The following is a 20,644-nucleotide window of genomic DNA, read 5'->3' on the forward strand; positions in this document are numbered from 1 at the left end:
GGTGCAACGTTGAGGGTTCTCCCCTACACCGGGCGACAACGAAAAAGGTATCAGCGAAAAGTGAAAAAGATTCAGCGCGGCTCGACGGTTACCCAGTAGCCCGCCAGGCTGCTGACCTTGACCGGCAGGGTTTCCTGCAACAGGCGCAGGGCGGCATCGGTATCGCGCAGCGGGAACGCTCCGGAAACCGTCAACCCGGCCACGCTGGCGTGGCAACGCAGCACGCCGTGACGGTAGCGGCCCAACTCGTCCAGCAGGTCTGCCAGGCGCATCTGCTGGGCCAGCAGCATGCCGTTTTCCCAGGTCATGGCGCTGACATCCAACGGTTCAACAGCCGCCACGCTGTCACTGGCGAATGCGCTCTGTTCACCAGCCTTGAGGATCACGCCATCGCTGGCGTGCTTGGGCAGCATTTGCACCGCGCCTTCAAGCACCGCCACGCGGCTGGCCTGCTCCCCTACCCGCACACTGAAATGCGTGCCCAGCGCACGCGCTGTACCGTGGCGCGTCTGCACGAGAAACGGCCGATGGGTCGGCGCAGGGTCCTTGGCGGTGGTGATCATCACCTCGCCTTGCAGCAGTTCGATGCGCCGCTCCTGGTCGGTAAAAGCGATATTCAACGAGCTGCCCGTGTTGATCAGCAGGCGCGTGCCATCGGGTAAGGTGAGGTCGCGTTGTTCGCCGATGGCAGTGTGTTGGTCGGCGGTCCATGCCTGCCACGGGTTTTGCCGATAAGCGAGCCAGGTCGCAGGCCCCGCCAGCAGCAGCAACCCCAGCGCCTGGCGGCGTCCCAGGGTTTTCTTGCGGCCGATGCGCTTGAGGGTGTCGCCGGCAATCGCACCCGGCACGCTGTTGAAGTCCCCCAGGATCGCCTCCGCCCGCTGCCAGGCCTGGGCATGTTGGGCGCTGCGGCCTTGCCATTGGGCGATGGCGCGGCGGTCGTCGTCGGTGGCGCTGCCAGACTGCAACTGCACCATCCAGTCGGCGGCTTCGCCGAGGATCTGCGGGTCGATGGACGGGTTCATGCCACGCTCAGGCACGCGAGGAAAGCCTCGCGCATGTAGCGTTTGACCGACACCAGCGACACCTTCAGTTCATCCGCAATCTGTTGGTAGGTCAGCCCGTCGATCTGCGACATCAGGAACGCCTGGCGGGTTTTTACCGGTAAGTCCCGCAGCATGGCCTCGATGCGGTACAGCGCTTCAAGGATCAACCAGCGGCTTTCCGGCGACGGCACGTCTTGCTCGGGCAAGTGGGCGATGGTTTCCAGGTAGGCGCGCTCGACTTCCTGGCGGCGCCAGCTGTCGATCATCAGGCCCTTGGCGATATGGGTGAGCAATGCACGCGGCTCGCTGCCCCAACCCGCGCTGTGCTGGCGAGTGAGCAAGCGCAAGAACGTGTCATGGGCCAAATCGGCCGCATCACTGGCGTTGCCCAGCTTGCGGTCGAGCCAGCGGTACAACCATCCGTGGTGTTCGCAGTACAACGCCTGGACAGGCAGATGGAGCGAAGACGACATGCAGATCACCCAGCAACTGGAAGTAATTAAGAATTGATCGCATTCTAATCGGCAGGGTGAAACCCAGCAGCGTACAAATTAATGTTATAGAATAACACCCCACTTCTACCCCGACCTGTGACCCCGACCCATGACCGATGCTGTTCCCTTGCGCCAACGCCTGCTTTCCATCGACGCCCTGCGCGGCCTGGTGATCCTGTTCATGCTGCTGGACCATGTGCGCGAAACCTTCCTGCTGCACCGCCAGGTCAGCGACCCGATGAACATCGACAGCACCGAGCCTGCGCTGTTTATCAGCCGCACCCTCGCCCATTTGTGCGCGCCAGTGTTTGTATTGCTCACCGGCCTGTCCGCCTGGTTGTACGGCCAGAAACACCAGGGCCGGCGCGATGTGTCGGCGTTCCTGTTCAAGCGCGGGCTATTCCTGGTGGTGTTGGAGTTCACCTTGGTCAATTTCGCCTGGACCTTCCAACTGCCGCCTAGCGTGATCTACATGCAAGTGATTTGGGCGATTGGCGTGAGCATGCTCGCCCTGGCCGCGCTGGTGTGGTTGCCGCGCCCGCTGTTGATCGGCTTGGCGTTGGTGATCATCGGCGGGCATAACCTGCTCGATGGCCTGCATTTTGCGCCGGGGTCGGCGCTGCAAAACCTGTGGGCGATCCTGCATGAACGCGGCTGGATCGAAGTGAGTGACACCCTGCGCCTGCGCACCACCTACCCGGTGTTGCCGTGGATCGGCGTGATTGCCCTGGGCTATGGCCTGGGCCCGTGGTTCGCCAATGGCGCGCAACCCGCGTTACGTCAGCGTTATTTGCTGCTGGCGGGTGTGGCTGCCTTGGTGGGATTTGTGGTTTTGCGAGCCTTCAATGGCTACGGGGAAAAACCTTGGCAAGGCTATGAAAGCGGCGTGCAGACGTTGATGAGTTTTTTCAACGTGACCAAGTACCCGCCTTCGCTGTTGTTTTTGGCGTTGACCTTGGGGGTTGGGTTGTTGCTGTTGCTGGCGTTTGAGCGTGTGGGGCATAAACGCTGGATCAGCGTTTTGGCCACGTTTGGCGCGGCGCCGATGTTCTTTTATTTGCTGCACTTGTATGTGCTGAAAATACTGTATGTGGCGTGTGTGGCGTTGTTTGGCTTGAACCATGGCAACTACTTTGGTTTTGACAGCATTGGCGCGGTGTGGATGGTAGCGCTGTTGTTGCCGTTGGCGCTGTACCTGCCAGTGCGCTGGTTTGCCGGTTTGAAAGCCCGGCGCCGCGACCTGGCCTGGCTCAAATACCTCTGACCCCACACAGTCAAAACTGTGGGAGCGGGCTTGCTCGCGAAAGCGGTGGATCAGTCGATACAACCGGTGACTGACACTCCGTATTCGCGAGCAAGCCCGCTCCCACCTTTTTTACCGCGTTAAGCCAGTTCGGTACGAAGCTGGCGAGCCGCTGCCACCATATGAATCAACGCCGCCTCCGTCTCCGGCCAACCCCGCGTTTTCAAACCGCAATCGGGGTTCACCCACAACCGCTCGGCCGGAATCCGCTTGGCCGCCTTGCGCAGCAGGTTGGCCATCTCCGATGCATCCGGCACCCGTGGCGAGTGGATGTCATACACGCCAGGCCCAATCTCATTCGGGTAAGCGAAGGCTTCAAACGCGTCCAGCAGCTCCATGTCCGAGCGCGACGTCTCGATGGTGATCACATCGGCATCCATCGCCGCGATGCTTTCGATCACATCGTTGAATTCGCTGTAGCACATGTGGGTGTGGATCTGGGTTTCATCGCGCACGCCAGAGGCGCACAGGCGGAACACTTCGGTGGCCCAGTCCAGGTAGTGCTGCCACTGCGCCTGGCGCAACGGCAAGCCTTCACGAAAGGCCGCTTCGTCGATCTGCACGATCTTGATGCCGGCCGCTTCCAGGTCCACCACCTCGTCACGGATCGCCAGGGCCAGTTGCCGAGCCTGCACTTCGCGGCTCACGTCTTCACGGGGGAACGACCACATCAGCATGGTCACCGGGCCGGTCAGCATGCCCTTCATCACCTTGTGGGTCAGGCCTTGGGCGTAGCGGATCCACTCCACGGTCATGGCCTTCGGGCGGCTCAGGTCGCCGAAAATCACCGCCGGTTTCACGCAGCGCGAACCGTAGCTTTGCACCCAACCGAAGCGGGTGAACACGTAGCCGTCGAGTTGCTCGGCAAAGTACTCGACCATGTCGTTACGCTCAGCTTCGCCGTGTACCAGCACGTCCAGGCCGAGGTTTTCCTGCACCTCGACGGCGTGCTTGATCTCGCTGTGCATGGCTTCGACGTATTCGGCCTCGCTCAACTTGCCGGCTTTATAGGACTGGCGCGCCAGGCGGATCGAAGCGGTCTGCGGGAACGAACCGATGGTGGTGGTTGGGAACAACGGCAGGTTCAGGCCGGCGCGCTGTTTCTCGATACGCTGGGCAAACAGCGATTGACGCTGGCTGTCCTTGGCGGTGATCGCCGCCACACGGGCTTGTACCGCAGGTTTGTGGATACGTGGCGACGCGGCACGGGCGGCTTGCACGGCACGGCTGTTGGCCAAGGCGGCCAACACGTCGGGGGCTTCAGGCGCGGTGACGGCTTTAGCCAATACCGCCACTTCAGCGCACTTCTGCACAGCGAAAGCCAGCCAGCTTTTCAGCTCGGCATCCAACTGGTCTTCACGGCCCAGGTCGACCGGGCTGTGCAGCAGCGAGCAGGACGGCGCGACCCACAAGCGATCACCGAGTTTTTCATGGGCGTGCTGCAAGGTCGCCAAGGCGTTTTCCAGGTCGCAGCGCCACACGTTACGGCCGTTGACCACGCCCAGGGACAACACCTTATACGCCGGCAGGCGATCAAGGATGGTCGGGTACTGTTCCGGTGCACGCACCAGGTCGATATGCAGGCCGTCCACCGGGAGGTTGGCAGCCAGGCCGAGGTTCTCTTCCAGCCCACCGAAGTAGGTCGCCAGCAGTTTTTTCAGCGGGTCGCGCTGGATCTGGTTGTAGGCGCGCTCAAAGGCGTTTTTCCATTCCTGCGGCAGGTCCAGCACCAGGATCGGCTCGTCGATCTGCACCCACTCCACGCCCAGGTCGGCCAGGCGTTGGAAGATCTGGCCGTACAGCGGCAGCAGGCGGTCCAGCAGGTCAAGCTTGTCGAAGTCGCCGCCCTTGGCCTTGCCCAGCCACAGATACGTCAGCGGGCCAATCACCACCGGCTTGACGGTGTGGCCCAATTCGCGGGCTTCCTGGACTTCTTCGAACAACTGGTCCCAACCCAGGTGGAACTGCTGGTCAACGCTGAATTCCGGCACCAGGTAGTGATAGTTGGTATCGAACCACTTGGTCATTTCCTGGGCGTGGGCACCGCCGCAACAGCTGTCGCTGACGCCACGGGCCATGCCGAACAGGGTTTGCAAAGTAGCCTGGCCGTCGGCCGGGCGAAAACGCTCCGGGATCACGCCGAACATCAGCGAGTGGGTCAGCACCTGGTCGTACCAGGCAAAATCGCCAGCCGGCAGCAACTCGATGCCCGCCTGCTGTTGCAATGCCCAGTGGGTCTTGCGCAAATCACGGCCAACGGCCCGCAGGCCGGCTTCGTCGAGCTCGCCCTTCCAGAACGCTTCCTGCGCTTTTTTCAGTTCACGATCGCGTCCAATGCGCGGAAATCCCAGGGAATGAGCGACTGCCATGACTTACAACTCCAATGTCGTTTTGTATGGCAGCTATTGTCGGCAAGCACTGATAGTGAGACAAACTCATATTATTCTAGATGATCACAAGATCTGCTCATGTTGAGATCAGGTGCACGTAGAACGCGTGGAACATGAAATACGCACACACCGCCAGCGCTACACCCATGCAGCGGTTGAACAAGGTGAACGCCGATGCCCCGTTGATCCGACGTCCCAGCAAGGCGCCCAACAGGGAATACAGCCATGGCGCACCGAACGCACCAAAGGCCAACGCCGCCGAAACTGCCGCGATGGACACGCCGGTGATATGCGCCGCTGGCAACATCACACTGGTGATCGGCAACACCGCCATGATGCCCTTGGGGTTGAGCAACTGGATTACCAGGCCGTTCCAGAACGTGAGGGTTTTGGCCGGGGCGCGGGTTTCATCCACCACCGTGCGTGCGGTAAATACCTGGTAAGCCAGATACAACGTGTACACCCCGCCAATCAACGAGATATACGGCAACGCCGCTTGGGAAATGATCGCCTCGCCGGTGTAGCCGAACACAACAAACAGCAACATCATCGCGCAGCCCACACCGATAAAAAATCCGGTGGAGCGGCGGAACTGGCCGGTAAGTCCGGCGTTGAGCCCCATGAAGTTCACGGGACCGGGGCTGTACATGACGCTGAAGGCGTAGAGGAAGATGTCCATGGAAGACCTGCACTAGAGAAAGTGCGATGAGTCTACGCAGGGGGTTGGTGGGCAATCTTGTACGTTTGTGGTCGAGACAATTCTACGCATTGCACGTCGTTTTCTGCGCATGGAGTACCTGACTTGAAAGAGCACGGACTGATGCCATAATGCCTCTACCTCTTCAAGATCACATTGATCAGGACATCCAGGTGCCATAGAGCGCCCCCCCCGAAAAAGGACTTTTCCGGTGAACATACGCTGCCTGCTATTCCTGCTTGTGCTACTCACAGGTTGTGCGCAAATCCAGCCTCGCGACGCAAAAATAGACAATGCGTCTGACGGCGCGGTCATGGTTCAGATTCTGGTCAACAGCGAACACGTCAGCTTTTTCTTCAAGAACTGGCAAAGCATCACGCTTGAGCGCGTGAGCGGCCCCAACGGTGAGCACGGCGACAAATTCTCCCTGTCTAAAAACGAAGAAGCCTCTTCCCGATCTGCCCTCTACGCGGGCTCACTGCCTGCGGGCAGCTATCGGTTGGTACAGTTCAACGCAGGTCAATGCGGCGCAATGTGTGTCAGCAATGAAGCGAATATCGGTCCGAACTTCAGCCGTTTTACCGTACAAAGCGGTCAGTTGACCGACTTGGGGGTGATTGTGCAGACCCCGGTAAACGATCGCCTGTTATCCGCACACAGCCCCGCGCCCTCCGCCGAGTCGACGCGCGAGCGGGTCGTCGAGCTATTGCCGGGGCTGGCGCCACTGCTCGCAAAGCCTGTGCTGTCATGGGATAGCCAAACCGTACCGGCCGATATGACAAGCGCCTTTGAATTGAGTAAAAGCGCCAGCTTTGGCGCCATGTCCCTTCAGCAGACCGCCAACAACACATTCATCTACGCCAGCGCCAACGGCGTGGTCTATGAATGGGCGCCAGGCCAGACCGCCACCGCGCTTGATGTGGGGGTACGCAACGCGCTTGAAGCGACGCTCGTCACATCCTCGGGCAGTTGGTTGGCGGGGGGAGAATTGGGAACCTTGTTGCAATCGGACGACCAGGGAAAACACTGGCGGTCCATCCGCGGCAACTTGCCTTTTGGCGTCGTCGGCAACCTGCATCAATGGAAGGACCAAGTCATAGCAACCACGCTGCGTGGCAAAAGCATCTTCATTCATAGTGCAGCACTGGGAAGTAATCGCTGGACTCAGCTGGCGCGGTATGAAAAGGAACCGTCCATGCGCGCGCTGACTTATCTGTTCCCGCCAAGATCCTACTTGCTGGGGAACGAACTGGTCAGCTCGGTGCCAGGCGATCAGGTTGGCGTGCTTAACCTTGAAAGCCGCCAGTCCACGCTGTACCCACTGCCGGGTGGCATTTCTCTGTTCTGGGCATCCAACGATGGCGTGCTGCATTGCAGCTGCGCGGCAACCATGGTCTACAACCCGTACGAGAGCCATGACCGCGGCAAGACCTGGCAAGACTCGACACACACGCGGTATATGTTTGCCTCCAATTTCAGGGACAAGAACAACGGCGTCGCCCTGCACTATGTGCTCTATTCCGATATGCGCATGGCCTACACGCAAAACGCGGGTGCGACCTGGACTGAGACGACCACGCTCTCACCGACCTTTGTTAATGAGTTCTTCTACAGCCGCGACGGCAAATGGGTGTTCGCCTCCTTGGTCAATGGCCGCCTGCTGCAATCCAGCGATGACGGGCGTAGTTGGACCACGGCTATGCGGTAGTCAGGCGATATCACTATGGGCAGCGCAGCTGCCCCCTTCCACAGGAGGGCGAAGCATCGTTCAGTCAATCAAGCCATGGGCATCGTAGAAAGGATACGGCCCCGGATACTCCCCAAACACGCCGTTATGGCTGACCAACCCCTGCTGCGCGTCCCAGCGATGCAACAAATACCCCGCCGGCTCCAGGTTGAAATGCGCCGGCGCAGTCTCCTGCAAATCCAGCACGATCTGGTGCGAGGTGCCGGGGCACACGCAACTCACGCTGCCGCCAAAGCGCCGCTGCATCGGCCGATGCAAGTGACCGCTGAGCAGGCGTTCCACTTGGGGATGGCGGGCGACCACGTGCTCCAGCCCGGCGGCATTGATAAAGGGCTCACGGTCCATATGGCCAATGCCGCTGATAAACGGCGGGTGATGCAGGATCAGCAACGTCGGCGCATCCGGGCGCAACGCCAATTGCTCATCGAGCCACTGCAATTGGCTGTCGAGCAACTGGCCGCCATGACCACCTGGGATAGTCGAGTCCAGCCCGATCAGCCTGAGCGGATGTTCATCTACGACCCAATCCAAAGGCCCGTCTGCCGAGGCTGGCAAGTAGCGGTGATCATGGAACGCATCAAGCAACGGCCCACGGCAATCGTGGTTACCCGGCACCAGGTAGCACGGCATGTGCAGGCGCGCGAGTTCGGGGTGCAGCACCGCGTATTCATCGGCACGGCCGAAGTCCACCAGGTCGCCGCTGATCACCACGATATCGGGGCGCGGCTGGCTGGCATTCAAATGGTCGACGGCACGGCGCAAGGCACCCAGGGTATCGACCACGCCGTAGGTAAGGCGCTGGCCGGCTTTAAGGTGCAGGTCGCTGATGTGTGCGACAAGAAATGGACTTTTCACGATCAACTCTCAAGCATTCAGGGTGAACAACATGTGCGGTGCAATCGCCAGGGCAATCGGCGCGCCGACGGTGTAGAGCTGGTTGTCGCTGCTGTCCACCAGCAGCGGTTGCGGGCCGCCGACATCCACCAGCAAGCGGCTTTGCGCGCCCTGGAAAAACTGCGCCAGGAGATGGCCGTGCAGGTGCCCTTCGCGCTCCATCACCCGCAGGTGTTCGGGGCGGCAGTACAGGGTCTTGGGCAAGTGGGTGTCATGCCACGGTAACTCGCCGCCACAGACTTTCAAACCGTGGGCTGACGCCTCGATCACCTCGAACGCATTGAGGTTGCCCACAAAGCCTGCGACAAACGCATTGGCCGGTTTCTGGTAGATATCCCGCGGGCTGGCCAGTTGGGCCACCCTGCCCTGCTCCATCACCAGGATGCGGTCGCCCAGGGCCATGGCTTCGCCCTGGTCGTGGGTGACGAACACCGAGGTGATGCCCAGGCCGCGCAGCAGGTCATTGAGTTCACTGCGCAAGCGCTCACGCAGCTGTGCATCGAGGGCCGCCAACGGCTCATCCAACAACAATACCTTGGGGCGCGGCGCCAACGCGCGGGCCAGTGCCACGCGCTGGCGCTGGCCGCCAGACAGTTCGTGGATGCTGCGCTTGCCATGCGCCTGCAAGCCCACTAACTCCAACAATTCATCACAGCGCTTGCTGCGCAAAGGCTTGGACATGCCGCGAATCTTCAAACCATAGACAATATTCCCCGCCACATCCAGGTTGGGAAACAGCGCGTAATTCTGGAACACCATGCCCACATCGCGGCGCTCGATGGGCAGGCGGGTCACGTCCTGGTCGCCGAAAAACACCTGGCCCACATCCGGGCGTTCCAGGCCGGCAATCAGGCGCAAGGTGGTGGTTTTGCCACAACCGGACGGGCCAAGAATCGCCAGGGTTTCGCCGCCTTCGACGGTCAGGTCCAGGTCATGCACGGCCACGGTGCCATCGGCGAAGGCCTTGCGGCAGCCTTGCAGGCGGATAGTGATAGCGGTCATCGACGCTCTCCACGGGACAAACGGGCACTGATGGCCTGCAGCGCAATCAGCAGCGGCACGATCATCAGCAAAAAGATAAGGGTGTAGGCGCTGGCGATTTCCAGGCGCGCCGAGGCGTAGCTGTCGGCCAGGCCAACCGGTAGCGTCTTGGTCATGGGCGTGTGGAGCATCCAAGTCAGGTTGAACTCACCCAGGGACAACGTCACCACCATCAACACACCGGCCAGGATTCCCGCCCGGCAGTTGGGCACCACCACGCTGAAAAAGCGCTTGATCGGCCCCGCGCCCAAACTGGCTGCGGCCTCTTCCAACACCGGCAGTTGCTGGCGCTGCATCACCGCCATCACCGGGCGCACCAAAAACGGCAAGGTGAACAGCACATGGCCGACGAGGATGAACAACCAACTGCTGCGGAACGAGCCGAACTGGCCGTAGGTCAGCAGCAAGGCCAGTGCACTGGCCAAACCCGGCATGGCCACCGGCAGCACCATCAATTCTTCGAAGGCGCGGCTGAAGCGGTTGTTCATGCGCACCAGGGCGTAGGCCGCCGGGACACCGATCACACACACGCACACCGCACAGGCCACGGCCAGTTGCAGCGACAGCCACACGGTGGGCGAATACGCCTGCCACACCTGGACCAGCCAGTCGAAGGTCAGGCCGCTGGACACGCCAACAAAGAAGTTGCGCGTCAAACCGGCCAGCAGCGACATCAGCACCGGCACCAACATAAAGGCGCACACCAGCAAGGTGAACAGCAGTTGCATCACAAACAGCGATGAGCGTTTCACAAGACCGTCCCCGTGTTTTTCACCAAGCGCCGGGTCAGCAGCAACACCGCCCAGGTCAGCGCGCCGAGTACCACCGACAGCGCGGCGGCCACGGCAAAGTTGGCGTAGTTGGTGAACACGTTGTAGATCGCCACCGGCGTGACATTCAGCCGTGTACCCAAGGTAAACGCCGTGCCGAATGCGCCCATGGAGGTGGCAAAGCAGATCGCCCCACACGAGGCCAACGCTGGCGCCAGGCCCGGCACGATGACGTCGCACACCACCCGCCAGTGCCCTGCCCCCAGTGAATGCGCGGCTTCTTCCAGGCTGCGGTCGAGGCTTTCGCAGGCGGCCATCACCGTGAGGATCACCCGTGGGATCGAGAAGTACAGGTAGCCCACAAACAGCCCCGCCAGCGAGTAGGCAAAGATCCAACGCTCACCGGCCAGTTGCAGGCCCAACGACGCAAACAGCCCTTGGCGCCCTGCCAACAAGATGACCAGGAAGCCCACGACCACGCCGGGAAACGCCAACGGAAACGTGAGCAGCGCCACCAACGCCGAGCGGCCAAAAAACTGCTGCCGCGCCAGGAATACCCCACTGATGCCGCCCACCAATAACGCCGCCAGCGTGACGACAATGGCGAGCCCACAGGTTTGCGCCAGGCTGCCCAGGTACTGCGCACTGCTGAGCACCTGCCAGTAACCGCTGCCGTGGCTGTCTCGACTCTCGGTACCGAGCAGCACAAGGTGCGCCAACGGCAACAACCAGAACGCGAGCAGCACCGCAAACGCCGGGGCCAGCGCCCAGGCCGCATGTTTTGCCGATGCAGCCACTTACTTGACCTCGTTCAGGTAACGGGCGGCGAAGGCTTCCTGCACGGCGGCCATTTTTTCGTAGTCCACGACACCGGCGCGGGCGTAGTCGCTGGCGGGGAGGAACTGGGCGGCGACCTCGGCCGGCATCTCTACCGGACGTACCGGGCGCAGGTAGGCCTTGGCCCAGAGCGCCTGGCCTTCGTCCGAGAGTACGAAGTCGAGGACTTTTTCCGCGTTGGCGCGGTGCGGTGCGTTGGCTACCAGGCTCATGACGTAGGGCACGCTGATGCTGCCTTCCTGGGGAATCACGAAGGCGACGTTGGCCTTGTCTTTGTAGCGGGCGCGGTAGGCGTTGAAATCGTAGTCCACCAGGATCGGCAATTCGCCCGACAGCACCCGCGCATAGGCGGTTTGCTTAGGCACGATGGGGGCGTTTTTCGCCAGCTTCTGGAAGTAGTCGATGGCCGGGGCGAAGTTGTCCAGGTCGCCGCCCAGGGCGCGGTTGATCGCCACCGCCGACACGTAACCGACAAACGCGCTGGACGGGTCGAGGTAGCCGACCATGCCTTTGTACTCAGGCTTGAGCAGGTCGGCCCAGCGCTGTGGCACCGGCAGGCCGCCGAGGGCATCAACGTTGACCATGATGCCCAAGGTGCCGGAGTGGATCGCAAACCAGTGCCCGGCCGGGTCTTTCAAACCGGCGGGGATCTGGTCCCAGGCCTTGGGCTTGTAGGTGCCGACCACCTCGGCCTTTTGCGCTTGCAGGCCGAAGGTCACGCCGTAGTACACGACGTCGGCCACCGGTGCGGCTTTCTCTGCCACCAACTGCGCTAGGGATTGGCCGGAGTTCTTGTTGTCCAGCGGCACCTGCACGCCGGTGCTGGCGGCGATGGCCTTGAGTTGGGTGCCCCAATCGGCCCAGTCCGGCGGGCAGTTGTAGCAGATGGCGGTCTCGGCGGCCTGGGCCAGGCTGGCCGCGCCGCACAACAACACGGCGGCCAGGGTTTTACTGAATGCGCGCATCAAGGGTCTCCTCACGGGGTTGAGTACTTTCGCCCGGCCGGATGTGGCAAGGCAGGCAATGGGACGTCGGCTCGTCGCCGGCGATTTGCGCCAGCAGTTGGTCAATCACGGTGCTGGCCAGCAGTGCGATGGGTTGCACCACGCTGCACAGCGTCGGGTGCATCTGGGTGCCCAGGCTGATGCCGTCGAAGCCCATGACCGAGAGTTGCTCGGGCACGCGCCAAGCGTTACGGCGCAGCTCGGCGATCAGGCTGATGGCCAGAAAATCGTTGGAGCACACCAGCGCGGTGGGCGCATCCGGGCCTTGGAGAAACGGGGCGATAGCGATGAAGTCCGCCTGGGTATGGGCCGGCATTTCGATCACTGGGCGGCTGTCCAGTGCGTAGTCGCCCATGGCATCGCAATAGCCGGCGTAGCGCAGGCGCGCACGGTCCGACTGCAACGCGGGGCCAGCGACCATGCTGATGCGCCGGTGCCCCGCTTCCAGCAGATAACGCGTGGCCAGGGCCATGCCGGCGCGGTTGTCCACCGACACGGCGCTGTAGTTGGGGTTGCTCGGTTGGTGATAGGCCAGCACGAACGGGGTTTGTTCGGTATTGAGGCTGCTGAGCACGGCATTGCTTTCGGCATCGGTGACCGTCAGCACCAAGCCATCGACGCGCTGGCGCAGCAGTTCTTCCACCACAATGCTTTCGCGCTCGCTGTTGTAGTCGGTGGTCGCCAGCACCAGGCTGTAGCCCCGCAAGCGTGCAGCGCGTTCCATGGCCTGGAACTGCTCGGCGAACACCGGGTTGAGCAGGTTGGGCACTACCACGCCGATCAACTGGGTGGTTTGCAGGCGCAGTTGGCGGCCCAACAGATTGGGGCGAAACCCCAACTCACGGGCGGCGGCGAACACCTGTTCGCGGGTGGTGGGGCGCACCTGGTCAGGGGAAGCAAAGGCCCGGGCGGCGGTGGCGCGGGATACACCGGCCAATCGGGCAACGTCTTTGAGGTCTGTCATTGTCACTCGCTTGAGATCGATCTCATTGGCGAGGACAGTAGCGGGGGAATGTGGCAGTTCGGTGCTCAACAGATGACGCTTTCATGGCAGTGCAGATCCCCACTCTCCCGCCAAGTGGAGATCAAATGTGGGAGCTGGCTTGCCTGCGATAGCGGTGTATCAGCCAACACTGCTGTCTCTGACCCACCGCTATCGCAGGCAAGCCAGCTCCCACATTGATCCGGGGTGTACCTATGGATAGTCATACTCAGCAGGTAGAGTCGAAAACTGGCGCAGCAAATTCCGCCCACTAACCTTTCGATTCGCCCCAAGTGCGGGCACAATGCGTGTCCTTTTTTGGCAGGCACCGCCGCAGGCTCTCAAAAATGATCAAAACGCCGTACTACCTCATCGATAAACAGAAGCTTCTGGTCAACATGCAGAAGATTGCTTACGTGCGCGAGCAGTCCGGCGCCAAGGCGTTGCTGGCGCTCAAGTGCTTTGCCACCTGGTCGGTGTTCGACCTGATGCAGCAATACATGGACGGCACCACGTCGTCGTCGCTGTATGAGTTGAAGCTGGGTCGCCAGAAGTTCGCAGGTGAAGCTCACGCTTATAGCGTGGCCTGGGCCGACGATGAAATCGAAGAGATGCTGGAGAACTGCGACAAGATCATCTTCAACTCCATCAGCCAATTGCAGCGCTTTGCCGAACGCTCCGAGGGCAAGACCCGCGGCCTGCGCGTCAACCCTCAGGTGAGCAGCTCCGACTACCTGCTGGCCGACCCGGCACGCCCGTTCAGCCGCCTGGGCGAATGGGACCCGGTGAAGATCGAAGGCGTGATCGAGCAAATCTCCGGCTTCATGTTCCACAACAACTGCGAGAACGGCGATTTCAGCCTGTTCGACAAAATGCTCGGCACCATCGAAGAACGCTTCGGCGCGCTGCTGCATAAAGTCGAGTGGGTGAGCCTGGGCGGTGGTATCCACTTCACCGGCGAAGACTATGCCGTGGACGCGTTCTGCGCGCGCTTGAAAGCCTTCTCGGAAAAATACGGCGTGCAGGTCTACCTGGAACCGGGTGAAGCGGCGATCACCAACAGCGCCTCCCTGGAAGTCACCGTGCTCGACACCCTCTACAACGGCAAAAACCTCGCCGTGGTAGACAGCTCCATCGAAGCCCACCTGCTGGACCTGCTGATCTATCGCCTCAACGCCAAGCTGGCGCCGAGCGAAGGGGAACACTCCTACATGATCTGCGGAAAATCCTGCCTGGCCGGGGACATCTTCGGTGAGTATCAATTTGATCGTCCGCTGGCCATCGGCGATCGGCTGTCGTTCATCGACACCGCGGGCTACACCATGGTCAAGAAAAATTGGTTCAACGGCCTGAAAATGCCGTCCATCGTAGTGAAACAACTCGACGGTACTGTCGAGGTGGTTCGTGAATTTGGTTACGACGACTACCTGTCCAGCCTTTCGTAAGCTGGCGGATATAGGAGAAAGAAAGCAATTGAAAAAGAACGTTCTTATCATTGGTGCAGGAGGTGTCGCCAAGGTGGTGGCCCACAAGTGCGCGCAGCACAACGACGAACTCGGTCGTATTGCTATCGCGTCGCGCAACATCTCCAAATGCCAGGCCATCATCGACAGCGTCAAGGCCAAGGGTAGCCTCAAAGTACCCGCCGATATCCAAGCCTTCGCGCTGAACGCCCTGGACGTGGAAGCGACCAAGGCCCTGATCCGCGAGACACAATCGCAGATCGTCATCAACGTCGGTTCCTCGTTCCTGAACATGTCGGTACTGCGTGCCTGCATCGACACGGGCGTGGCGTACCTCGACACCGCCATCCACGAAGAGCCGGGCAAGGTCTGCGAGACGCCACCTTGGTACGGTAACTACGAGTGGAACCACCTCGAAGAGTGCAAACAGAAGAACATCACCGCCATTCTTGGCGTGGGCTTCGACCCGGGTGTGGTCAACGCGTATGCCGCGCTGGCGCAGCAACAGCATTTTGACCGCATTGATTCGATCGACATCCTCGACGTCAATGCCGGCTCCCACGGCAAATACTTCGCCACCAATTTCGACCCGGAAATCAACTTCCGCGAATTCACCGGACAGGTGTGGAGCTGGCAGAACAGCCAGTGGACCAGCAACACCATGTTCGAAGTCAAACGCACCGACGACCTGCCGGTAGTCGGTTCGCAGAACCTCTACCTCACCGGCCACGATGAAGTGCACTCGCTGTCGAAAAACCTCGACGTGCCCAACGTGCGTTTCTGGATGAGTTTTGGCGAACACTACATCAACGTGTTCACCGTGCTGAACAAGCTCGGCCTGCTCTCCGAAAAACCCGTCACCACCGCCGAAGGCCTGGAAGTGGTGCCACTGAAACTGGTCAAGGCCGTACTGCCCGACCCGTCTTCACTGGCCCCTGGCTACACCGGCAAGACCTGCATCGGCGACCTGGTCAAAGGCACCAAGGACGGCAAGGCGCGCGAAGTGTTCATCTACAACGTAGCTGACCACGAAGAAGCCTTCGCTGAGACCGACAGCCAGGGCATTTCCTACACCGCCGGTGTTCCTCCAGTCGCCGCTGCGCTGCTGGTGGCCCGTGGCGAGTGGGACGTGCAACGCATGGCCAACGTTGAAGAACTGCCGGCTGAGCCGTTCCTCAAGGCGCTGGACGTGATGGGCTTGCCGACGCGTATCAAGGACGAGCACGGTGATCGTGCCTGGGATGCGATTGCCTGATAGGCGATAGCGACCCAAACAAAAAAATGCGCCCCCAGGGGCGCATTTTTTGTTTGGGGAAAACACACCTCTCAAACCCAATGAAATTCCAAATGTGGGAGCGGGCTTGCTCGCTCCCACAGGGGATCTCTAGTGAATTTGAAATAGCGGGTTATTCCAAGTTCCGCGCCGAATTGCTCAGCGCTCTTGAGCACTGCAACAACGCCGGCGCCAATTGCCGCTCCGCATCCGCCCTGCTCCACCGACTGGTGGGCGCCACCACATGCACCGCTGCCACCGGTCGGCCATTGGCACCCAGCACCGGCGCACCGATGGTCATGTCGCCCAGGAACAACTCCTGGCCATTGACCGCATAACCCTGCTCGCGCACCTGTTGCAGCGACTCCAGGATCTGCTCGACGTCCGTCAGCGTCTGGCTGGTGTGGGCAATGCGCTGACTGTTCTCGATCAACACCAACGCCTCATCCTGCGGCAACGCGCTCAAATACGCCCTGCCCGACGCCGTGCAGTACATCGGCACCCGCGAGCCAATCGGCATATGCACCGGCACAAAACCTGCGCTGACGAACCGTGCGATATAGGTCATGTCATAGCCAGCAGGCTCCGTCAGGCATGACGTCTCCCCCGTCAACCGCGTCAGTTCCGACAAAAACGGATTGGCCACCTCAATCAACGAATGCGCATCCAAATAACTGAAACCCAGCTCCAGCACCCGTGGGGTGAGTTGGTAATGACGTGTGCGGGAGTGTTTCCGAAGGTAACCCAGGCTTTCGAGGGTAAACACCATGCGCTGGGCCGAGCTTTTGGTCATGCCGGCAGCCTCGGCCACCTCTGCAAGGCTCATGCTGCGGCGCTGTGCGCTGAATGCCTTGAGCACTGACAAGCCTTTTTCCAGGGATTGGTTGTGCAAGCTGTTGCGTTCTTCGGACATGGCGAACTCGCGGTTTGGTCGATCAGGCGTGGCGGTATTTCTACCGTAAATCACAAAAATAGACCACCAAATATCGCATATCGATACGAATGGTTCATTTTGTCGATTTTCTATAGCGCTATACGATTTTTTACAATCGAAATGGCACAGAGCTTGCGATTTCATCCTCAGCCGCTTGCGGTACTGACGATCCGTTTTCCTTCTGGAGTAACCCGATGAACAGTCTTTCGCCCTTGTTTCGCCGCTTCGCCTTCGCCGTATGCGCCACCCTGTGTGCCAGCGCCGTGCACGCAGAGAGTGCGTCCTCGTACAAAGTCGGTGCAACGGCCAGCGGTTCGCCGTTTACCTTCCTCGATATCAAGAGCAACAGCATTCAAGGGGTGATGGTCGATGTGGCCGAGGCCGTGGGCAAGGCTGGCGGCTTTACCAGCCAGATCGAACAGACCAACTTCGCCGCGCTGATCCCCTCCCTCACCTCCGGCAAGCTGGACTTCATTTCCGCCGGCATGCTCAAGACCGAGGAGCGCACCAAGGTCGTGGATTTCAGCGCCCCGGTGTACGCCTACGGTGAAGGCCTGATCGTCAATGCCGACGACAACACCGCTTACCCCGACCTGGCCCCGCTCAAGGACCAGATCGTCGGCGTGCAAGCCGGCACGGTGTTCTACGACCAACTGAACAAGCTCGGCATCTTCAAGGAGATCCGCACCTACGACTCCATCGGCGAGATGGTCCGCGACCTGTCCCTGGGTCGTATCAAGGCCGCCGTGGGTGATCAGCCGGTAGTCGCCTACCAGATCCGCCAGAAGCTGTTCAAAGGCGTGAAACTGGCCACCGACTACAAGCCCACCAACGTCGGCGAAGTGTGCCTGGTGGTGCGCAAGGGCGATGCACAAACCCTCGAGCGCCTGAACACCGCCATCGCCAGCATCAAGGCCGACGGCACCCTGGACAGCATCCTCAAGAAGTGGGGGCTTGATACCCAGGTGCGCCCATGAACCCGGCCGAGTTCCTGCAAAACGCCCAGGACTTTTTGCCGATCCTGCTACAAGGCGCGTGGGTGACGATCCAGATCACCGTGCTGTCGTTCCTGCTCAGCAGCGCCATCGGCCTGGTGCTGGCGTTGCTCAAGCTGTCGCCGATCCGCGCGCTGTCGTGGGCCGCCAGCACCATCATCAACGTGATCCGTGGCCTGCCGATTATCGTGCAGTTGTTCTACATCTACTTCGTGCTGCCGGACATGGGCATCCACCTCACTGCGTTCTACGCAGGCGTCATCGGCATGGGCATCGCCTATTCGGCGTACCAGGCGGAGAACTTTCGCACCGGCATCATCGCCGTGGAACAGGGCCAGCGTGAGGCCGCCGAAGCCCTGGGCATGCGCTCGGCGCTGATGATGCGTCGGGTGATCCTGCCCCAGGCGTTTCGCATCGCCCTGCCGCCCTACGGCAACACCCTGGTGATGATGCTCAAGGACTCGTCCCTGGTGTCCACCATCACCGTGGCGGAGATGACCCGCCAGGGCCAACTGATCGCCTCGTCGACCTTTCAGAACATGACCGTCTACACCCTGGTCGCCCTGCTCTACCTGCTGATGAGCCTGCCGCTGGTGTATGGCCTGCGTCGCATGGAACAGCACCTGAGCCGGAGGAAAAAAGCATGATCGAGATCCGCCAACTGCAAAAACATTACGGCAGCCACCGCGTGCTGCACGGTGTCGACCTGGACGTGGCCAAGGGCGAAGTGGTGTGCCTGATCGGCCCCTCGGGCTCGGGTAAATCCACCCTGCTGCGCTGCATCAACGCGTTGGAAGCCTACGATGGCGGCGCCATCACGGTGTTCGGCGAAACCGTGCAGCGCGGCAGCAAGACCGTGCACGCCCTGCGCAGCCGCATGGGCATGGTGTTCCAGCGCTTCAACCTGTTCCCCCACCGCACCGTGCTGGAAAACGTGATGGAAGGCCCGGTGTACGTCAAAGGTGAGCCGCCCAAACAGGCCCGCGAAGAAGCCCTGGTCCTGCTGGAAAAAGTCGGCCTGAGCGCCAAGGCCGATGCCTACCCCGAACAGCTTTCCGGCGGCCAGCAACAGCGCGTGGCCATCGCCCGCGCCCTGGCGATGAAACCCGAAGCCATGCTGTTCGACGAACCCACCTCGGCCCTCGACCCGGAACTGGTGGGCGACGTGCTCGCAGTCATGCGCACCCTCGCCGACGAAGGCATGACCATGATCGTGGTCACCCACGAAATGGGCTTTGCCCGCGAAGTGGCCGACCGCGTGTGCTTTTTGCACGGTGGCTACATCGTCGAAAGCGGCCCCGCCGAGCAAGTGCTGGGCAACCCGCAGCAACCACGCACCCAGGATTTCCTAAGGCGCGTGCTGCACCCTACTGGCGATACGCGGAGCCTGTCATGAAGTCCCTATGGTCAGCGACTGCGCCAGCGGCGGTGCCAACGCCGGCATTGAGTGAGTCGGTAAAGGTGGATGTGGCGATTGTCGGCGCAGGCTATACCGGGTTGTCGACGGCGCTGCACTTGGCCGAGCGTGGTGTGAGTGTGTGCGTGCTGGAAGCCAACGAGCCGGGCTGGGGCGCGTCCGGGCGCAATGGCGGGCAGGTCAACCCGACGCTTAAATACGACCCGGAACAACTGGTGCAGATGTACGGACCAGAACGCGCCGAACCGTTGATCTCCACCGTGTCGAATTCAGCGGACCTGGTGTTCAAGTTGATCGAACGCCACGGCATCGACTGCGCGCCGGTGCGCAAGGGTTGGATGCAAGTGTCGTACACCGAAAAAGGTGTGGCCGGCCTGCATGCACGGGCCGATCAATGGGCGCGGCGCGGTGTGCCGGTGCAACGGCTGGATGCCTACTCGGTCGCCACCCGCATGGGCAGCTCGGCGTTTGCCGGTGGCTGGCTGGACGGACGCGCCGGGGCCATTCAACCGTTGGCGTATGCCCGTGGGTTGGTGGCGGCGGCATTGGCGGCAGGCGTGCGGATTCACGGCCAGAGCCCGGTGAACGGGTTGCAGCGCCAAGCTTCGGGTTGGCAGTTGACCACGGCCAGTGGCGCGCAAGTGAACGCTGACCAAGTGGTGTTGGCCACCAATGGCTACAGCGGCAACCTGTGGCCGGGGATGGCCCAGAGCATATTGGCAGCCAACAGTTTTATCGTCGCCACCAAGCCTTTGACGGGGCGCGCCGCCGAGAGCATTTTGCCGGGCCAGGAAACGGTGTCCACTGCACAACGCCTACTGTTGTACTTTCGCAAAGACAGCCATGGGCGCTTGTTGATGGGTGGGCGCGGGCTGTTCAACGACCCCACTGCGCCAGCGGATTTCGCCCATCTTGAGCGCTCCCTGGCGCTGCTGTTCCCGCAATTAGGACCGCTGGAGTTCGAGTACCGCTGGGCCGGACGCATCGCCATCACCCGCGACTTCATGCCCCACGTACACGAACCTGCGCCGGGGCTGACGTTAGCGTTGGGCTGCAACGGTCGCGGCATCGCCTTGTGCACCAGCCTGGGCCAGCAACTGGCTGGACGGCTCTGCGACCGCAATGCTGACTTTGCCTACCCGGTAAGCGCCTTGCAGCGTCTGCCGATGCACAGCTTGCAGCGCTTTTACATCGGCGCGGGCGTGGCCTGGTACAGCCTGCTGGACCGCCTGAATGTAAGCTGACACCACTCCTGTAGGAGCGAGCTTGCTCGCGAAAAACTTGAACGATAACGCGTAAAAACCGGGTAAACGCGTTGCCTGTGAGTCTTTCGCGAGCAAGCTCGCTCCTACACGGG

General features: G+C 61.2%; 19 protein-coding genes. 8 read left to right on the top strand and 11 right to left on the bottom strand.

The genetic code is table 11. The features are described from left to right. Positions 1–71 precede the first annotated feature (71 nt). Both ACLD1Y_RS23520 and ACLD1Y_RS23525 read right to left on the bottom strand, forming a co-directional pair. Positions 72–1,025 (bottom strand): FecR domain-containing protein, encoded by a 954-nt coding sequence (locus tag ACLD1Y_RS23520; RefSeq protein WP_429480183.1) that lies wholly within the window; start codon positions 1,023–1,025, stop codon positions 72–74. After that, positions 1,022–1,519: a sigma-70 family RNA polymerase sigma factor gene (locus ACLD1Y_RS23525; RefSeq protein ID WP_429480185.1), complete on the bottom strand. Its 498-nt coding sequence runs from the start codon at positions 1,517–1,519 to the stop codon at positions 1,022–1,024. Before ACLD1Y_RS23525 ends, ACLD1Y_RS23520 begins: the two co-directional genes overlap by 4 nt. 130 nt (positions 1,520–1,649) lie before the next feature. Between ACLD1Y_RS23525 and ACLD1Y_RS23530 the strand changes: the two genes are divergently transcribed. Then, complete coding sequence (locus tag ACLD1Y_RS23530) at positions 1,650–2,804, top strand: DUF1624 domain-containing protein (RefSeq protein WP_429480186.1); 1,155 nt, start codon at positions 1,650–1,652, stop codon at positions 2,802–2,804. A 119-nt stretch (positions 2,805–2,923) separates the two neighbouring features. Here ACLD1Y_RS23530 and metE read toward each other — a convergent pair whose 3' ends face one another. Then, the gene (gene metE / locus ACLD1Y_RS23535; RefSeq protein WP_429480187.1) at positions 2,924–5,212 is read right to left on the bottom strand and encodes a 5-methyltetrahydropteroyltriglutamate--homocysteine S-methyltransferase; all 2,289 of its coding nucleotides are present in this window, start codon (positions 5,210–5,212) and stop codon (positions 2,924–2,926) included. Positions 5,213–5,309: 97 nt separating this feature from the next. Further along, entirely contained in the window at positions 5,310–5,912 is a 603-nt protein-coding gene (locus ACLD1Y_RS23540) for a LysE family translocator (RefSeq protein WP_429480188.1), read from the bottom strand. A gap of 331 nt (positions 5,913–6,243) precedes the next feature. On the opposite strand from ACLD1Y_RS23540, the gene ACLD1Y_RS23545 reads away from it, so the two are divergent. Continuing rightward, a complete protein-coding gene (locus tag ACLD1Y_RS23545; protein WP_429480189.1) occupies positions 6,244–7,638 on the top strand; it encodes a WD40/YVTN/BNR-like repeat-containing protein in 1,395 nt (464 codons plus the stop codon). A gap of 60 nt (positions 7,639–7,698) precedes the next feature. Here the strand turns inward: ACLD1Y_RS23545 and ACLD1Y_RS23550 are convergent, their stop codons facing one another. From ACLD1Y_RS23550 to ACLD1Y_RS23575, 6 genes are read right to left on the bottom strand one after another with little or no spacing between them, the layout of a single operon-like run. Continuing rightward, entirely contained in the window at positions 7,699–8,532 is an 834-nt protein-coding gene (locus ACLD1Y_RS23550; protein WP_429480190.1) for a phosphodiesterase, read from the bottom strand. A gap of 9 nt (positions 8,533–8,541) precedes the next feature. Beyond that, positions 8,542–9,573, bottom strand: coding sequence for an ABC transporter ATP-binding protein (locus ACLD1Y_RS23555; protein WP_429480191.1), 1,032 nt, complete (start codon positions 9,571–9,573; stop codon positions 8,542–8,544). Further along, positions 9,570–10,364, bottom strand: coding sequence for an ABC transporter permease (locus ACLD1Y_RS23560; RefSeq protein WP_429480192.1), 795 nt, complete (start codon positions 10,362–10,364; stop codon positions 9,570–9,572). Before ACLD1Y_RS23560 ends, ACLD1Y_RS23555 begins: the two co-directional genes overlap by 4 nt. Then, a complete protein-coding gene (locus ACLD1Y_RS23565; protein WP_429480193.1) occupies positions 10,361–11,179 on the bottom strand; it encodes an ABC transporter permease in 819 nt (272 codons plus the stop codon). Before ACLD1Y_RS23565 ends, ACLD1Y_RS23560 begins: the two co-directional genes overlap by 4 nt. Beyond that, positions 11,180–12,184, bottom strand: a complete 1,005-nt coding sequence (locus ACLD1Y_RS23570) for an ABC transporter substrate-binding protein (protein WP_429480194.1) — start codon at positions 12,182–12,184, stop codon at positions 11,180–11,182. It lies immediately after the preceding gene. Continuing rightward, positions 12,168–13,187 (bottom strand): LacI family DNA-binding transcriptional regulator, encoded by a 1,020-nt coding sequence (locus tag ACLD1Y_RS23575; protein ID WP_429480195.1) that lies wholly within the window; start codon positions 13,185–13,187, stop codon positions 12,168–12,170. The genes ACLD1Y_RS23570 and ACLD1Y_RS23575 overlap by 17 nt, the downstream gene beginning before the upstream one ends. A gap of 365 nt (positions 13,188–13,552) precedes the next feature. Between ACLD1Y_RS23575 and ACLD1Y_RS23580 the strand changes: the two genes are divergently transcribed. After that, positions 13,553–14,650: a carboxynorspermidine decarboxylase gene (locus ACLD1Y_RS23580; protein WP_429480196.1), complete on the top strand. Its 1,098-nt coding sequence runs from the start codon at positions 13,553–13,555 to the stop codon at positions 14,648–14,650. A gap of 28 nt (positions 14,651–14,678) precedes the next feature. Then, positions 14,679–15,923, top strand: a complete 1,245-nt coding sequence (locus tag ACLD1Y_RS23585; protein ID WP_135290317.1) for a saccharopine dehydrogenase family protein — start codon at positions 14,679–14,681, stop codon at positions 15,921–15,923. Between the two features lie 151 nt (positions 15,924–16,074). Here the strand turns inward: ACLD1Y_RS23585 and ACLD1Y_RS23590 are convergent, their stop codons facing one another. Continuing rightward, positions 16,075–16,854: an IclR family transcriptional regulator gene (locus ACLD1Y_RS23590; protein WP_429480197.1), complete on the bottom strand. Its 780-nt coding sequence runs from the start codon at positions 16,852–16,854 to the stop codon at positions 16,075–16,077. Positions 16,855–17,069: 215 nt separating this feature from the next. Between ACLD1Y_RS23590 and ACLD1Y_RS23595 the strand changes: the two genes are divergently transcribed. The 4 genes from ACLD1Y_RS23595 to ACLD1Y_RS23610 are packed head-to-tail and all read left to right on the top strand — an operon-like array spanning position 17,070 to position 20,531. Next, positions 17,070–17,852, top strand: coding sequence for an ABC transporter substrate-binding protein (locus ACLD1Y_RS23595; RefSeq protein WP_429480198.1), 783 nt, complete (start codon positions 17,070–17,072; stop codon positions 17,850–17,852). Beyond that, positions 17,849–18,517 (top strand): amino acid ABC transporter permease, encoded by a 669-nt coding sequence (locus tag ACLD1Y_RS23600; RefSeq protein ID WP_429480199.1) that lies wholly within the window; start codon positions 17,849–17,851, stop codon positions 18,515–18,517. Before ACLD1Y_RS23595 ends, ACLD1Y_RS23600 begins: the two co-directional genes overlap by 4 nt. Next, entirely contained in the window at positions 18,514–19,266 is a 753-nt protein-coding gene (locus tag ACLD1Y_RS23605; RefSeq protein ID WP_429480200.1) for an amino acid ABC transporter ATP-binding protein, read from the top strand. Before ACLD1Y_RS23600 ends, ACLD1Y_RS23605 begins: the two co-directional genes overlap by 4 nt. Further along, positions 19,263–20,531 carry an NAD(P)/FAD-dependent oxidoreductase gene (locus tag ACLD1Y_RS23610; RefSeq protein WP_429480201.1) on the top strand — a complete coding sequence of 423 codons (1,269 nt, stop codon included), beginning with the start codon at positions 19,263–19,265 and terminating at the stop codon, positions 20,529–20,531. Before ACLD1Y_RS23605 ends, ACLD1Y_RS23610 begins: the two co-directional genes overlap by 4 nt. Positions 20,532–20,644 lie beyond the last annotated feature (113 nt).

Source organism: Pseudomonas sp. 18175 (genome assembly GCF_050432925.1).
Lineage (GTDB): Bacteria > Pseudomonadota > Gammaproteobacteria > Pseudomonadales > Pseudomonadaceae > Aquipseudomonas.